15 protein-coding genes are annotated in these 15,261 nt (G+C 68.6%); 2 read left to right on the top strand and 13 right to left on the bottom strand.

Features of this window, described 5'->3' with window-relative positions; genetic code table 11:
* Positions 1 to 4 precede the first annotated feature (4 nt).
* The 11 genes from tolQ to aspS form a co-directional block, all read right to left on the bottom strand.
* On the bottom strand, positions 5 to 784 hold the full coding sequence (gene tolQ, locus AC06FD_RS01105) for a protein TolQ (RefSeq protein WP_259206347.1): 780 nt from the start codon (positions 782 to 784) through the stop codon (positions 5 to 7).
* 10 nt (positions 785 to 794) lie between these two features.
* Positions 795 to 1,226 carry a tol-pal system-associated acyl-CoA thioesterase gene (gene ybgC, locus AC06FD_RS01100; protein WP_478076783.1) on the bottom strand — a complete coding sequence of 144 codons (432 nt, stop codon included), beginning with the start codon at positions 1,224 to 1,226 and terminating at the stop codon, positions 795 to 797.
* Entirely contained in the window at positions 1,216 to 2,256 is a 1,041-nt protein-coding gene (gene ruvB, locus AC06FD_RS01095; RefSeq protein WP_259206352.1) for a Holliday junction branch migration DNA helicase RuvB, read from the bottom strand. Before ruvB ends, ybgC begins: the two co-directional genes overlap by 11 nt.
* Before the next feature lie 540 nt (positions 2,257 to 2,796).
* Positions 2,797 to 4,716 (bottom strand): potassium transporter Kup, encoded by a 1,920-nt coding sequence (locus tag AC06FD_RS01090; RefSeq protein ID WP_449334629.1) that lies wholly within the window; start codon positions 4,714 to 4,716, stop codon positions 2,797 to 2,799.
* A 49-nt stretch (positions 4,717 to 4,765) separates the two neighbouring features.
* Positions 4,766 to 5,356 carry a Holliday junction branch migration protein RuvA gene (gene ruvA / locus AC06FD_RS01085; RefSeq protein ID WP_259206356.1) on the bottom strand — a complete coding sequence of 197 codons (591 nt, stop codon included), beginning with the start codon at positions 5,354 to 5,356 and terminating at the stop codon, positions 4,766 to 4,768.
* Positions 5,357 to 5,366: 10 nt separating this feature from the next.
* Positions 5,367 to 5,888: a crossover junction endodeoxyribonuclease RuvC gene (gene ruvC / locus AC06FD_RS01080; protein WP_259206357.1), complete on the bottom strand. Its 522-nt coding sequence runs from the start codon at positions 5,886 to 5,888 to the stop codon at positions 5,367 to 5,369.
* A 129-nt stretch (positions 5,889 to 6,017) separates the two neighbouring features.
* On the bottom strand, positions 6,018 to 6,749 hold the full coding sequence (locus AC06FD_RS01075; protein WP_259206359.1) for a YebC/PmpR family DNA-binding transcriptional regulator: 732 nt from the start codon (positions 6,747 to 6,749) through the stop codon (positions 6,018 to 6,020).
* Positions 6,750 to 6,831: 82 nt separating this feature from the next.
* Positions 6,832 to 7,464 carry an esterase/lipase family protein gene (locus tag AC06FD_RS01070; protein WP_259206361.1) on the bottom strand — a complete coding sequence of 211 codons (633 nt, stop codon included), beginning with the start codon at positions 7,462 to 7,464 and terminating at the stop codon, positions 6,832 to 6,834.
* Between the two features lie 142 nt (positions 7,465 to 7,606).
* Positions 7,607 to 8,131 carry a GNAT family N-acetyltransferase gene (locus AC06FD_RS01065; RefSeq protein WP_259206363.1) on the bottom strand — a complete coding sequence of 175 codons (525 nt, stop codon included), beginning with the start codon at positions 8,129 to 8,131 and terminating at the stop codon, positions 7,607 to 7,609.
* 19 nt (positions 8,132 to 8,150) lie between these two features.
* On the bottom strand, positions 8,151 to 8,486 hold the full coding sequence (locus AC06FD_RS01060) for a DNA primase (RefSeq protein WP_259206364.1): 336 nt from the start codon (positions 8,484 to 8,486) through the stop codon (positions 8,151 to 8,153).
* 30 nt (positions 8,487 to 8,516) lie between these two features.
* On the bottom strand, positions 8,517 to 10,268 hold the full coding sequence (aspS, locus tag AC06FD_RS01055) for an aspartate--tRNA ligase (RefSeq protein WP_394161165.1): 1,752 nt from the start codon (positions 10,266 to 10,268) through the stop codon (positions 8,517 to 8,519).
* 468 nt (positions 10,269 to 10,736) lie between these two features.
* Between aspS and AC06FD_RS01050 the strand changes: the two genes are divergently transcribed.
* Entirely contained in the window at positions 10,737 to 11,432 is a 696-nt protein-coding gene (locus AC06FD_RS01050; protein ID WP_394161301.1) for a DUF3011 domain-containing protein, read from the top strand.
* A 69-nt stretch (positions 11,433 to 11,501) separates the two neighbouring features.
* On the opposite strand, the gene AC06FD_RS01045 is transcribed toward AC06FD_RS01050, so the two are convergent.
* A complete protein-coding gene (locus AC06FD_RS01045; RefSeq protein WP_478076782.1) occupies positions 11,502 to 12,131 on the bottom strand; it encodes a hypothetical protein in 630 nt (209 codons plus the stop codon).
* Positions 12,132 to 12,192: 61 nt separating this feature from the next.
* Positions 12,193 to 13,764 carry an ArnT family glycosyltransferase gene (locus AC06FD_RS01040; RefSeq protein ID WP_478076781.1) on the bottom strand — a complete coding sequence of 524 codons (1,572 nt, stop codon included), beginning with the start codon at positions 13,762 to 13,764 and terminating at the stop codon, positions 12,193 to 12,195.
* 222 nt (positions 13,765 to 13,986) lie between these two features.
* Here AC06FD_RS01040 and AC06FD_RS01035 point away from each other — a divergent pair, with 222 nt between their 5' ends.
* Entirely contained in the window at positions 13,987 to 15,252 is a 1,266-nt protein-coding gene (locus tag AC06FD_RS01035) for an MFS transporter (protein WP_478047252.1), read from the top strand.
* Positions 15,253 to 15,261: the final 9 nt, after the last annotated feature.

The following is a 15,261-nucleotide window of genomic DNA, read 5'->3' as shown; positions in this document are numbered from 1 at the left end:
GCGCTTACTCGTCGCCGGCGCTCTGGCGCTGCAGGATCGAGCTGAACTCTTCTGCGAAGGTTTCAAAGCGGACCGACATGCGCTCCACGCGGGTGGTGAAGCGGTTGTAGGCCCACACCGCCGGGATCGCCACGAACAGGCCGATGGCGGTGGCGAACAACGCTTCGGAAATGCCCGGGGCCACCGAGGCGATACCGGCCTGCTCACCGCTGTTGATCATGTCGTGCATGGTCACCATGATGCCGAACACGGTGCCGACCAGGCCCACGTACGGGGCGGTCGAGCCGATGTTGGCCAGCAGTTCCAGGCTGCGCTCGAGCTGGTCCACTTCGCGGGTGTAGGTCGTGCGCATGGCGCGCTGGGCACCTTCGAGCTGGGCGCGGCCGTCCAGTCGGCGCTTGTCGCGCAGGCGGGTGAACTCGCGGAAGCCGGCTTCGAAGATCGCCTCCAGGCCGCCTACCTTGCGGTTGCGGTCGGTGGCCGAGCTGTACAGCTTGCCCAGGTCCGCACCGGACCAGAAGCGGCTTTCGAACTCGTCGGCCTCGCGGTTGGCGGCGTTGAACACGCGCGCCTTGCGGAAGATGATCACCCAGCTGATGAACGAGCCGGCCAGCAGCAGCAGCACGATGATTTTCACCGGGATGCTGGCCTTGACCATCAGGTCCAGGTAGTTGATGCCACCGCCGTGCGCGGCCTGCGCGACCGTCTGCGCCGCAGCACTGGTCACTTCCTGCGGCAGCGCCTCGGTCACCGTGGCCTGCAGGGCCAGGAGCATTGCGATCATCCGTTGTTCCTCACTGTGCGGATACTTGAAGTTCGTAGGGTTTCAACGCGGCCAGGAGTGCATCGTCCATGCCGCGTGGTTTGAAGGTGGAGGCATCCAATGCCGCAATCCTGACCTGGGCGGTCAGCAGCGTTTCATCGCCGCGACACACGCGCTGGTCGAACACCATGCTGGCGCGTTTGCACTGCACCAGCGTGGCGGTCACCTCCAGCGCATCGTCCAGGCGCGCCGGCTTGAGGAAGTCCATGGTCATCGCGCGGACCGCGAACACCAGGCCATGCTCGGTGCGCGTGCGCTCCTGGCCGAAGCCGAGCGCCCGCATCCATTCGGTCCGAGCGCGTTCCATGAAGGCCACGTAGCGGGCGTGGTAGACCACCCCGCCAGCGTCGGTATCTTCCCAATATATGCGTGTCGGCCAACTGAACCGGGGATCAATTACCATCGATCGCCTCGGCAAACAGGTCCGCGGGCGGGTTCTTGGGCTTCAACCCCATGTGCCGGTAGGCCTTGTGCGTGCACATGCGGCCGCGCGCGGTACGAATCAGGAAGCCCTGCTGGATCAGGTAGGGTTCGACCACGTCTTCCAGGGTGCCGCGTTCCTCGGACAGCGCCGCGGCCAGTGATTCGATGCCGACCGGGCCACCATCGAAGTAGTCGACCATGGTCCGCAGCATGCGCCGGTCCAGTTCGTCGAAGCCTTCCGGGTCGACCTTGAGCATCTGCATGGCCGCCTGCGCCACGTCCTGGTCGATGTGGCCGGCGGCCTTGACCTGGGCATAGTCGCGGACCCGGCGCAGCAGCCGGTTGGCGATGCGCGGGGTGCCGCGCGAGCGCCGCGCGATCTCGGCGGCGCCGTCGGCGGTGCAGTCGATGTTGAGGATGGCCGCCGAGCGCCGCACGATCTTGGTCAGCTCGTCCGGGGTGTAGAACTCGAGCCGGTGCACGATGCCGAAACGGTCGCGCAATGGCGCGGTGAGCAGGCCGGCACGGGTGGTGGCCCCGATCAGGGTGAACGGCGGCAGGTCGATCTTGATCGAGCGGGCCGCGGGGCCCTCGCCGATCATGATGTCGATCTGGAAGTCTTCCATCGCCGGGTACAGCACTTCCTCGACCACGGGCGAGAGGCGGTGGATCTCGTCGATGAACAGCACGTCGTGCGGCTGCAGGTTGGTCAGCAGGGCGGCCAGGTCGCCGGCCTTTTCGATGACCGGCCCCGAGGTGACCCGCAGGGCCACGCCCAGCTCATTGGCGATCACATGGCTCAGGGTGGTCTTGCCCAGCCCCGGCGGCCCGAAGATCAGCACGTGGTCGAGCGCGTCGCCGCGGGCCTTGGTCGCCTCGATGTAGATCGACAGCTGCTCGCGCACCGGCGCCTGGCCCAGGTAATCGGCCATGCGCTTGGGGCGGATGCTGGCATCGGTGCCCTCGTCTTCGCGGGTGGCACCGGCACCGATGATGCGGTCGTCTGTCATTCGGCAATTATGCGGCAAAAGAGGGAGGTTCGGCCGGGCTGCGTCCGGCGCCGCGCGTAGCGCCGGGCTCTGCCCGGCAAGAGCCAAGGCAACAGCCGGTGTACTGAGGGACAGCGGGATGGGCCCCCTTGCGGGGGACGGCGCACGTACGTCCTTGTAGCCTCGGTCGCGCCATCCATGGCGCTCCACGCCCCTGCAAGCGGACCCACCCCGCCTTCGCCACCACGCCGCGCGCCGCCAGGCAGGCAACCCAAAGGCTCTTCGTCACAGCTCGCGCCAAGCGCCTGGAGGAGAGCCCCCTTGGTGTTCAAGGGGGCGCGCCGAAGGCGCGGGGATCAGGTGGAATGCGCGGAACGTCGGCGCCAACGGCGACTGCGTTTCAAGGGGGCGCGCCGAAGGCGCGGGGATCAGGTGGAATGCGCGGAACGCCGGCGCCAACGGCGACTGCGTTTCAAGGGGGCGCGCCGAAGGCGCGGGGATCAGGTGGAATGCGCCCGGGGCCCAAGGTTTGCGAAGCAAACCTTGGGACGCAGGTGGCGATTAAATCTCCACCTGCGCCCCCAGCTCGACGAGCCGGTTGCCGGGAATCCGGAAGAAGCCGGTCGCCGGGGCCGCGTTCCGGTGCATCAGCGCGAACAGCTTGTCGCGCCAGATCGGCATGCCGCGGTTGGCGGTGGCCACGATGGTCTCGCGGCTGGCGAAGAAGGTGGTGTCCATCGGATCGAAGTAGATGCCGCCGTGGTCGCACGAGCGCATCAGGGCCAGCGGCACGTCCGGAGTCTCCATGAAGCCGAAGCGCACGTAGATGCGGTAGAACTCATCGCCCACCGACTCGATCTTCAGGCGCTGGCCCTCCGGCGCATACGGCACCGGCAGGGTCACCACGTGCAGGAACACGTTGCGCTCGTGCAGCACCTTGTTGTGCTTGAGGTTGTGCATCAGCGCATGCGGGGCCACGGTGGGGTCGGCGGTGAGGAACACCGCGGTGCCCGGCACGCGTACCGGCGGGGCCAGCATCAGCCCGGGCAGGAAGGTATCGATGCGGATGCCGTCCTTGCGGATCTCATCGCGCAGCAGCTCGCGGCCACGCCGCCAGGTGCGCATCATGGTGAACAGCACGATGCCCAGCACCACCGGGAACCACGCCCCCTGCAGCAGCTTGGCGCCGTTGGCGATCACGAAGCCCAGGTCGATGGCGAAGAAGATCACGCACAGCGGGATGATCCAGTAGCGGGAGGTCGGCCACAGCGCGCGCGCCACCAGCGCCAGCAGCAGGGTGTCGATGAGCATGGTCGCCGACACCGAGATGCCGTAGGCCACCGCCAGGTTGGACGAGCTGCGGAAGGCCAGCACCAGCCCGATCACCATCACCGCGATGCCCCAGTTGATGCCGGGGATGTAGATCTGGCCGATGGTGTCGTGCGAGGTGTGGGTGATGCGCATGCGCGGGATGTAGCCAAGCTGCATGGCCTGGCGCGACACCGAGAACGCCCCGGTGATCACCGACTGCGAGGCAATCACCGCGGCCATGGTGGCCAGGATGATCATCGGGTACAGCGCCCAGTCCGGTACCGCCTCGAAGAACGGGTTCTTGACCGCCTCCGGGTTGTTGAGCACCAGCGCGCCCTGCCCCAGGTAGTTCAGCACCAGGCACGGCAGCACGAAGAAGTACCAGGCGTGGCGGATCGGCTTGGCCCCGAAGTGGCCCATGTCCGCATACAGCGCCTCGCCACCGGTCACCGCCAGCACCACCGCGCCGAGGATGAAGATGCCGTGCCAGCCGTGCTCCATGAAGAAGCGCAGCGCCCACATCGGGTTGAACGCCTTGAGCACTTCGGGCGCATCGACGATGTTCCAGATGCCGATGGCGGCCAGCGAAATGAACCAGATCGAGGTGATCGGGCCGAACAGCTTGCCGATCTTCTCGGTACCAAAGCGCTGCACGGCGAACACCGCCAGCAGTACCACCACCGTGATCGGCACGATGAACGCATGCAGCCCGGGCGCGGCCACCTCCAGGCCTTCCACCGCGCCCAGCACCGAGATGGCCGGGGTGATCACTCCGTCGCCGAAGAACAGCGAGGCGCCGAAGATGCCCAGGATGCCGACCACGTAGGCCGAGCGCGAGCCGTTGCGCAGGGTGCGCTGGGTCAGCGCCATCAGGGCCATGATGCCGCCCTCGCCCTCGTTGTCGGCCCGCATGATGATGGTGACGTACTTGAGCGTGACCACGATGTTCAACGCCCAGAACGCCAGCGACAGCACGCCCAGCACCGTGTCGTGGTCGCTGTTGAGGCCGTAGTGCGGCGAGAACGCCTCCTTAAGCGTGTACAACGGGCTGGTGCCGATGTCGCCGAAGACCACGCCGATGGCGCCGATCATCAGCGCCATGCCGCCGGCCGCCGGCGCGTGGCCGTGCGCGGCGTGGCCGCTGTCGTGCTGGGTGGGAGAGGGGGACATGGGGCTCCGGGCGGGCGCGGTCGGGATCAGGGAAGAGGCGGCGCGCGGCTCAGCGCAGCGCGGCCTGCAGGGCCTTGCGGATGACGGTGGCGACATCGTCGCCCTCGGCGTTGGCATCGCGCGCCATGCGCGCGGCCTCGGCCGGCTTGTAGCCCAGCTGCTGCAGCGCCACGGTCGCCTCGGACACCGGGTCGGTGGCCGGCGCGGCCCCCGCGATCGGCGCTCCGCCGCCACCGAAATTGGCCGCGCGGTCGCGCAGCTCCAGCACCATGCGCTCGGCGGTCTTCTTGCCGATGCCGGGGATGCGGGTCAGCGCAGTGATGTCACCGGCCTGCAGCATGCGCGCGAACTCGTCCACGCTCACCCCGGACAGCACCGCCAGCGCGATCTTGGCGCCGATCCCGCTGACCTTCTGCACGTCGCGGAACAGCCGCCGTTCGCCCTCGCGCAGGAAGCCGTACAGCGAGACGCTGTCTTCCTTCTGCGCGTAATGGGTGAACAGCGTGACCTCGCGGCCCAGCTCGGGCAGGTCGTAGAAGGTGCTCATCGGCGCCTCCAGCTCGTAACCGACGCCATTGACGTCGACCAGCAGCCACGGCGGCGCCTTGTAGGCCACGATCCCGCGCAGACGACCAATCATGCAGTGTTCCTCATTTGCGGCTCCAGGCCATGCGGGCGTTGACGCCCAGGCGCTGCGCCGTGGCCCGTACGTGGGCGTGGGTGATGGCCACGGCCAACGCATCGGCGGCGTCGGCCTGCAGCTTGGTTTTGAGGTTGAGCATAAGCCCGACCATGTGTTGGACCTGTTGCTTTTCCGCGCCGCCGCGACCGACCACGGCCAGCTTGATCTCGGTGGCGGCGTACTCGCTCACCGGCAGGTCGCGCATGACCACGGCGGAGATCGCCGCGCCGCGCGCCTGGCCCAGCTTGAGCGCCGAATCGGGGTTGCGGGCCATGAACACCCGCTCGATCGCCACCTCGTCCGGCCGGTATTCCTCGACCAGGGCGTTCAGGCCCAGCACCAGCAGCTTCATGCGCTGGGGAAAATCGTCGGCGCCCAGCAGGACCAGCGGCAGGTGGTGCACGTGCACCACCTTGCCGGTGGCGTCGACATCAATGATGCCCACCCCGGTGCGCTGCGAACCGGGGTCGATGCCGAGGATGCGGGTCATGCGGCACGCACGCGGCCGGGCATGGCCCGGGACGAACGGCTGCGGCGGCGATGGCAGGAAACGGCTGGAGTCATCATGGTCCGCATTGTCCGCTCACCGGTCGCGCAAAGCGACCGGTGGGGCGTCCGTTCAGGCGTAGGCGTCCGCGCCGAGATCGGCGTTGGAAAACACGTCCTGCACGTCGTCCAGGTCTTCGAGCATGTCCAGCAGCTTCTTGACCTGCAGGGCGGTGTCGCCCTCGACCTTGATGTCGTTGTCGGCACGGAAGGTCAGTTCGGCGTGGTCCGGGGTCAGCTTGGCCGCGTCCATCGCATCCTTGACCGCGTGGTAGCTGTCGGCGGCGGTGAGCACGTCGATCGCGCCATCCTCCGGATAGACCACGATGTCGTCGGCGCCGGCCTCGATGGCCGCTTCGGTGATGGCTTCTTCATTGGCGCCCGAGGCGAAATGCAGCACGCCCACGCGCTTGAACATGAAGGACACCGAGCCTTCGGTGCCCATGTTGCCGCCGCACTTGCTGAACGCGTGGCGGACATCGGCCACGGTGCGCACGCGGTTGTCGGTCAGGCAGTCCACGATCACGGCCACGCCACCGGGGGCATAGCCCTCGTAGCGGATCTCCTCGTATTCCACGCCTTCCAGCTCGCCGGTGGCCTTCTTGATGGCGCGTTCGATCACGTCCTTGGACATGTTCGAGGCCAGGCCCTTGTCCATGGCAACCCGCAGCCGCGGGTTGTTGTTGGGGTCGCCTCCACCGCCGCGCGCGGCAACGCCGATCTCGCGGATGATCTTGGTGAAAATCTTGCCGCGCTTCGCGTCAGACGCGTTTTTGCGGTTCTCGATCGAGGGGCCTCTACCCATGGGTGTTTCCGTGCTTGCGTGAGGAACAGGGCGCGGATTCTACCTGATCCCCCGCCTGTACCGTGTTAGCCCGGCCCCGGGCTCAGGCGGCGTGGGCGGCCCGGTCGTGGCGGAACTGGCCATCGCGCAGGAAGGCGGCGGTCTGGCGCGCTGCGTCCGGGGAGAACACCAGGCCGCTGTGGCTGGCGGCGACCACGCAATGGTCGGCCAGGCCCGGCAGCTGGGTCTCGTCCAGGGCCACGGTGCCGTCGGAGGCGGTGCCGATCGCGCCCAGCAGGCTGCCCAGCCCGTGCGGCACGGAGCCGGCGATCAGGCCCACCTTGGCCCGGCCCTCCCAGGCCGGCAGGCCATCCAGCAGCAGGTCGCTGCTGCGGCCCAGCGCCAGCGACCAGCCGTGTTCGGCCAGCGAGCGGGCGGTGCCACTGCCGCGCAGGGGCGAACCGAGGCAGACCACCCGCGAGACCGGCAGGTCCGGCTGCTGCCGCAACGCTTCCAGCGCCACCAGCCCGCCCAGGCTGTGCCCGACCAGCGAGACCGGGCCGGAGCCCTTGAGGCGCTCCAGCAGTTGCGGCACGGCCACGTCGGGCCCGCCGAAGACGCTGGAGTAGCCGAAGGTATCGACGCTGAAGCCGCGGGCGCGCAGGCGCCAGGCCAGCGGGCCGACCCACGCGCGGGCGTTCCAGATGCCGTGCAGCAGTAAAACGGGGGGAGTCATGGGGCGGGCCTGGAAGGGGGGACGTGCAAGGCAGGGAGCATGATGCGTCGATTCGGCGCGATGCCCCCATTAGACGAATGGACCGGCCAACGGCAAGTGAAGCCGTTGCGGTCCATTCGGTTGTGGTGCTGAACGCCGGGGGTCAGCGCGCCGGGCCGGGCGGGCGGCGCAGGATGAACTCCAGGTCACGGACGCTGCCGACCGGGAATTCATAGGTACCCACCTTGCTGAACCCATAGCGCGCGTAGAACCGCTGCGCGCCGAAGTTCTCCGACCACACGCCCAGCCACAGCGTGCGCGGGCCGTCGCGTTCGAGCCAGTCCAGCGCGGTTTCCAGCAACCGGCTGCCCCAACCACAGCTCTGCTCGTCCTTGATCAGGTACAGGCGCTTGAGTTCGCGATCGCCGGGCTGCACGTCCGGGTGCGGCAGGCCGCAGGGGCCAGCCGCCGCATGGCCCACGGCCACCCCGTCCCGCTCCAGCAGCCATACCGCATAGTCCGGGTGGGCCAGGATGGTGTGCTGGCGGTCGACCGCATAGGCCTCGTCCAGGAAATCCTGCAGGTCCTGCGCGGGATAGAGATGCCCGAAGGTCTCCACGAAGGTCCGCGTAGCGAGCACCGACAGGGTCGGTGCATCGTCGACGGTGGCGCGGCGGATGGCGTACACGGTCAGGTCCGGGCAGGCCTCAGGCCTGCGCTCCGTGGGGGGCGTCGTCTTCCTCGTCGCCCTCCTCTTCTTCCTCGTCCTCGTACTCGTCCTCGTCGCCTTCTTCTTCGTCCTCGTCCTCTTCGTCCTCGTCGAGGTCGTCTTCCTCGTCTTCTTCGTAATCTTCCACGCCGAAGTCCTCGCCATCCCAACGGCCTTCGCCGTCCTGCACGAAGGTCAAGGCCATGGCGGCCGGGTTGGTGCCCACGCGCACCAGCCAGCCACCGAACACGCGGGCGCGTTCGGTGATCAGGTTGGCGTCGGCGCCTTCATTGCCCAGCTTTTCCCACTCCAGCGAAAACGCGAACTCGCTCATTGCCTGGCTCTCCGGGTCGGTAGGTGTGGATCAGTTCTTGCGCGGGCGAACCTGGACGTGCACTTCGGCCAGCTGCTCGTCCGGGATCGGCGACGGGGCGCCGGTCATCAGGCACTGCGCACCGGTGGTCTTGGGGAACGGGATGACATCGCGGATCGACTCGGTGCCGGCCATCAGCGCGGCGATGCGGTCGATGCCGAAGGCGATGCCACCGTGCGGCGGCGCGCCGAAACGCAGGGCATCGAGCAGGAAGCCGAACTTGCCCTCGGCCTCTTCGGCACCGATGCCGAGCAGTTCGAACACCGCGCTCTGCATGTCCGAGCGGTGGATACGGATCGAACCGCCGCCGATCTCGTTGCCGTTGAGCACCATGTCATAGCCGCGCGACACGGCGGTCTTCGCATTGGCGCGCAGGTCGGCGATGTCGTCCACCGCCGGGGCGGTGAAGGGGTGATGCAGGGCGACGTAGCGCTGGGCTTCGTCGTCGTATTCGAACATCGGGAAGTCGGTGACCCACAGCGGTGCCCAGCCGTCGGCGACCAGGTTGAAGTCCTTGCCGGCCTTCAGGCGCAGCGCGCCCATGAAGTCGGACACCTTGTTGTAGCCACCGGCGCCGAAGAACACGATGTCGCCGTTGCCGGCCCCGACGTGGGCGACCAGCGCGGCGAAGGCGTCTTCGCTGAAGAACTTGGCGATCGGCGAGCTGACTTCGCCGTTGTCGGCGATCTTGATGTAGGCCAGGCCCTTGGCGCCGTACTTGGCGGCATGCGCGGCGTACTCGTCGATCTGCTTGCGGCTCAGCGTGGCCCCGCCCGGGATGCGCAGCGCAGCGACACGGCCGTCGGCATCATTGGCGGCGGCGGTGAACACCGGGAACTCGCTGGTCTTGACCAGCTCGGCCACGTCCACCAGTTCCAGCGCGATGCGCAGGTCCGGCTTGTCCGACCCGTAGCGACGCATCGCCTCGGCCCAGGTCATGCGCGGGAAGCTGGCGGCCAGCTCCACGTCGACCACTTCCTTGAAGATGGCGCGGATCATGCCTTCCACGAAGTCCTGCACATCCTGCTCGCGGACGAAGGCGAACTCCATGTCCAGCTGGGTGAATTCCAGCTGGCGGTCGGCGCGCAGGGCCTCGTCGCGGAAGCAGCGCGCGATCTGGTAGTAGCGGTCGAAGCCGGCCACCATCAGGATCTGCTTGAACAGCTGCGGGCTCTGCGGCAGGGCGTAGAACTCGCCCGGGTGCATGCGCGCGGGGACCAGGAAGTCGCGCGCGCCTTCCGGGGTGGCCTTGGTCAGGATCGGGGTTTCGATGTCCTGGAAGCCGGTGGCGTCCAGGTGGCGGCGCAGGGCCTGTACCAGCTTGATGCGGGTGCGCTGCATGCGCTGCATTTCCGGGCGGCGCAGGTCCAGGTAACGGTACTTCAGGCGGGTTTCCTCGCCCGGGTTCTCGTGGGCGTGGAACGGCAGCGGCTCGGCCTTGTTGAGGACGGTGATGGCCGTGGCGATCACTTCCACCTTGCCGGTGCGGATCTTGTCGTTGACCGCATGGCGCGCACGCACCACGCCTTCCACCTGCAGCACGTCCTCGTAGCCCAGGCTGGCGGCCACGGCGAACACGGCCGCGTTGTCGACTTCCACCGTCACCTGCACGATGCCTTCATGATCGCGCAGATCGATGAAGCACACGCCGCCCTGGTTGCGGGCAACGTCGGTCCAGCCGGCGAGGGTAACGGTTTGGCCAATCAGGGTCTCGTCGACCAGGCCACAGAAGTGGGTACGCATGGGGGTAAAGCTCCGCAGGAGAATGCCGGCACCAGGTTGCGCCGGACAGCCCTTTATTCTGCGGCGTAGCCTGCGCCGGGGCAAATCGGCCGGCGCCGCCCCCTGCCCCGCCTGGGGCCGGGCCGGGGGCTGGCGGGCATCACGCCCCGTGAACCCGCCCCCTTCCTATAGTCCGCGCACCAACGACCGCAAGGGGATGTCGCCATGAACCGTCGCCTCACGATTGCCTGCCTGGCCCTCGCACTGGGCTGCAGCGCCCCGGCCGTACAGGCCCAGATGAGCACCCGCGCCTACGCGCCCGAGAACCTGGCGCAGTTGTCCTCCAGCGACCGTTCGCGGGTGATCACCCAGGAGTACGCCGACCAGTCCAACGGCCGGCGCATCCCCGACGACCAGCTGCGCTTCTACCTGGCCCAGGTCAATTCCGGCTGGGGCTTCTCGCGGATCAAGCAGGACATCGCCACCTCGCTGACCGGTGGCGGTGGCGGTGGCTGGAACGGCGGCGGCAGTGGCGGCAACAACGGCACGGTGCGCTGCGAAAGCCAGAACAACCGCGAGCGCGTCTGCAACACCGGCTGGCGCAGCGCCCGGCTGTCGCGGCAGATCTCCGGCACCGCCTGCCAGGAGGGCCGCACCTGGGGCTCGCGCAACGGCACGGTGTGGGTGAGCGGCGGCTGTCGGGCCGACTTCGTCGAAGGCCGTGGCAACGGCGGCAACTGGGGCGGCGGCAACGGTGGCAGCACCGGCGGCACCATCCGCTGCGAAAGCCAGGACAACCGCGAACGCACCTGCAACACCGGCTGGCGCAATGCGACGCTGGTGCGGCAGGTGTCCGGCTCGGCCTGCGTGGAGGGCCAGACCTGGGGCGTGCGCAATGGCGCGATCTGGGTCAATCGCGGGTGCCGCGGCGAGTTCGCCGAGGCCCGCGGTGGCTGGGGTGGCGGCAATGGTGGCGGCAATGGTGGCGGCAACAGCAACTACAGCGTGACCTGCAGCAGCAACAGCAACCGCCAGCAGACCTGTGCCTGGGAAGCCCGCCAGGGCCGCCCGGTGCTGCTCCAGCAGTTGTCCGGCAGTGCCTGCGTGGAAGGCCGCAGCTGGGGCTACACCAATGGCAGTCTGTGGGTCAGCAACGGCTGCCGTGCGCGATTCGGGGTGCGTTGAGCGGTTGAAGCGGGCCGGTTGGGCGGCAGCCAACCGGCAGCCAGGCCAGGAGCCGGCCAGCGGCCGGCACTAGCGTGCGGTGCTGCCCCACGGTGGCGGGGGCAGCGCGACGGGTCTGCGCAGGTCGAACTCGACCTGGAAACGCCGCCCGCCGGGCCGGGTCAGCTCGTAGACGAAGCGCTGGTCCGGCTCGATCTCCATCGCCCAGGTGTTGTGTACCGACGGCAGCATGTCGGCCTTGCGGAACATCGCCACCGAGTCGGCATCGACCGGAAAGGACTGGCGCTGCGCGGTGCCGGGTGGCGCGCTGTCGCCGCCGTACATCGTCACCGCGTCCGGGCTGCCGTCGGCATGCCGATGGTCGTGCTTCAGGCGCAGGCCGTGCTCGGTGCGGCTGATCACCCAGGTGCGCGAGTGGTCGTCGCCCACGTGGAACGGGATGCGCAGCTCATGCGCGGTGTCCTCGCAGCCCCGCACGTGCATGACCAAGCGCTTGCCGTCGAAGGGATCGGGCGCATCGGTGCGCGGTTCGTTGGCGATCACCCGGCCTTCATAGGCCTTGCCGCAATGCGCGGCGACCGCGGCCAGGAAGGCATCGGCCGGCGCATTGGCGATGTCGTGCGGCACCGCATCGGGGTGGCGGGAACAGGCGGCCAGCGCCAGCAGGAGAACAGCGGGAGCGACGACGGAAACATTCATGCCCCCACCCTAACGGCGCAGGACGGCCGGCGCAAACCACGGCGCCGGCCAGCGCATGCGCTCAGCGGTGCAGCCAGACCTGGCACTGCCCCACGGTCTGCACGCTGACGCCAGCGCTGTACCTGGCGATGATCTGCTGCAGGTGCGCACTGCGCGCCGGATCGCTGCCAATGGCGTTGGGGCACTCCACCAGCGCGCCGAGCGGGAGCCCCCCCAGCGCCGCATCCGACGCGGCCATCGAGGCCAGCGCGGTGGTCGGGGCCCAGTCGGGCACCATCACCGCACGCCGGCCGGCCAGGTACGGCAGCTCGGAGGACCAGTCCTGGCCGAAGCCGACGATGACGCTGTCCTCGGGCGTTGCCGCCTTGACCACGGCGGCGATCTGCGCCACCTGGCCCGGCTCGCGGGCCTCCTTCATGCGCTTGAAGTAGCTGCCCCCCAGGGTGCCCAACGACAGCAGGCACAGGAAGCCGACCAGCCAGATCGGCCGCGTCGTCTTGCCGCTGGCCTGGGCGCGCTGGATGCTCCACCACACCACCAGGCCGACGATGGAGGTGGCGAACACGATGGTGGCGGCCTGGTAGTACGGATGGGCGATGTGCAGGTTGGTGAACACCGCCACCGGCGCCAGGTAGGCCACCAGCAGCACCAGCACCGCCGCCCGGATCGGGCGCGCGCACAGGCCGACGACCAGGAACACCAGGAACACCCAGTTCGAGCCGACCGCGCCGGAGAAGCGCTTCTTGAACACCGTTCCCCACCAGGTGGCCGGGTCCAGCTTCTGCTGCAGCGTGCCGTAATTCCAGGCCGACAGCGCGCTGGAGGTGATCTCATGGCCCAACGGTGATTGCGCCTTGAGCGTGTCGGCATGCGTGAGCCACTGGGTCATCACCGCCACTACCGCCAGCGCCGACAACGCGCCCCAGGCCAACAGCGGCCACTGCCGGGCCAGCCACTCCGGGCGCCAGCCGTGCTCGCGCACCGCCAGCCAGGCGAAGGCCAGGGCAACGAACGCGGCAAACCCGAAGAACGTGGTGACCTTGACCAGCGCCGACAGTACCGCCGACAGCACCGCGACCAGGCCCAGCCCGAGCATGCGCGGATACCCCAACGGCGCTTCGCGCAGCCGCGCCAGCGCCCAGACGAAGACCAGGCCGAAGAACACCGCGGTGGACTCGATCATCACCGATCGACCCCAGAAAAGTGCATACGGCGAGGCGGCGAAGGCGCCGGCGATGCACAGCGCCAACGCGCGATCGGCGCGGATCGCCAGCACGACGCGGTACACCATGACCACGCAGCCAACGTGGAACACCGCCGACACCAGCCGCGCGCTGTTGTCGATCCCCATGCCAGTGGCGTTGGCCAGGATCGCGGCCAGCCACTGGTACAACGGGAACTCGAAGGGAATCGACCACGGCGCGCCGATCACCGGGGTGATGTAGCTCAACACCGGGAAGCCACGCGCGATCCAATCGATGGACAGCGCCGTCTGGGTCTGGCGGAAACCGGACGCGTCCACCGGCGGCATCGACCAGCCGTAGACGAGCAGCGCCACCAGCATGACCGCGGCGAAGTACAGCAGGATCTTGCCCGGCACGTGGCTGCGCTTCGAATCGATGTCCTGGATCACACCTGCTACTCCTGTTGAACCACCCGGCGGGCCGGGAGAAGAAAATGACAAGGGCCGGCACGCAGGCGACGGCCGCGCGGGGCCCGCGGAGTTTCCAGCGTTCATCCCGGCAGCGCAACCCGCACGCGACGCGTGCGTCGCCCCACGCTGGCGCAGCCTTCAAGTGGGCTGTGGTAGGGTGGATCAGGTGTTCGCTTTTTCATTTCCACCGAGGCTGCCCGCATGTGGCGGCTGACCGCCCTGCTCTGCGGCGTCGCGTTGCTCCTCACGGGCAGCGGGCTTCTGGGCACCCTTCTGGCGGTACGCGGCGGCCAGGCCGGGTTCGGCGCCGGCACGCTGGGGCTGGTGATGTCCGGCTACTTCGCCGGGTTTTTCGTCGGCACCTTCTTTGCGCCCTCGCTGATCGGCCGGATCGGGCATATCCGCGCCTTCGCCTTCTTCGCCGCCCTTGCCGCGATCGCGGTGCTGCTGCATCCGCTGTGGATCAATCCGCTCGGTTGGGGCGTGCTGCGCGTTGCCACCGGCATCGCGCTGGTCGGGTTGTACACCGTCATCGAAAGCTGGCTCAACGCCGAACCGGAGCCGGCCCGGCGCAGCCGTGCGTTCTCGCTGTACATGGTGGTCAACCTGTCGGCGTTGGCGCTGGGCCAGGTGCTGTTGATGCTGGGCGACGCCAGCGCGATGGCCATGTTCATGCTGACCGCGATCCTGATCTGCGCGGCGGTGTTGCCGGTGACCGCGACCCGGCTGCGGCAACCGGAAGTGCCGGTGGTCACCCGCCTGGCGCTGCGCCGGTTGTATGCGATGGCGCCGGTGGCCACCGTCGCGGCGGGCCTGTCCGGGCTGGCGATGGGGGCGTTCTGGGGGCTGCTGCCGGTGTATGCAGGCGCGGTGGGCCTGGACCGCAACGGCGTGGCCTTGTTCATGCTCACCGCGATCCTGGGCGGCGCGTTGCTGCAATGGCCGCTGGGCCACATCAGCAACGGCCACGACCGCCGCAGCGGGCTGGTGGCGCTCAGCCTTGCCGCCGCCGGCATCGCCGTGGTCGCCTCGCTGCCGATGATCCAGGTGCAGACCCACCTGCTGTTCGGGTTGTTCTTCCTGTATGGCGGGCTCGCCTTCGCGCTGTATCCGTTCGCGGTGGCGCACATGCTCGACTACCTGCCGCGCGCGCACCTGCTGTCGGGTTGCTCCAGCCTGCTGCTGGTGCACGGCGTGGGCGCCGCGCTTGGCCCGGCGCTGGCCGGCGCGGCGATGCAGCGCTTCGGGCCGGCCGCGCTGCCGCTGTATTTCGCGCTGGTGCTGGTGGCGCTGGCCGCGTTCACCACCGCCCGCCTGCTGCGCTTCCAGCGCCTGCGCACGCACCCGGTCGGCTTCCGGCTGATGCTGCGCACCACGCCCTCGGCGCTGGAAATGATGCCCGAAACCGATGCCGGCCCACCGCCGGACACCCCCTCTCCCCTCCGTTCCGATAAGGAAGTGCATTGACTGTATCGA

The sequence above is a fragment of the Stenotrophomonas sp. Steno-Z1 genome (assembly GCF_056393175.1).
Note: the sequence above shows the minus strand (reverse complement) of the source record. Positions and strands in the feature narration are given on the sequence as shown.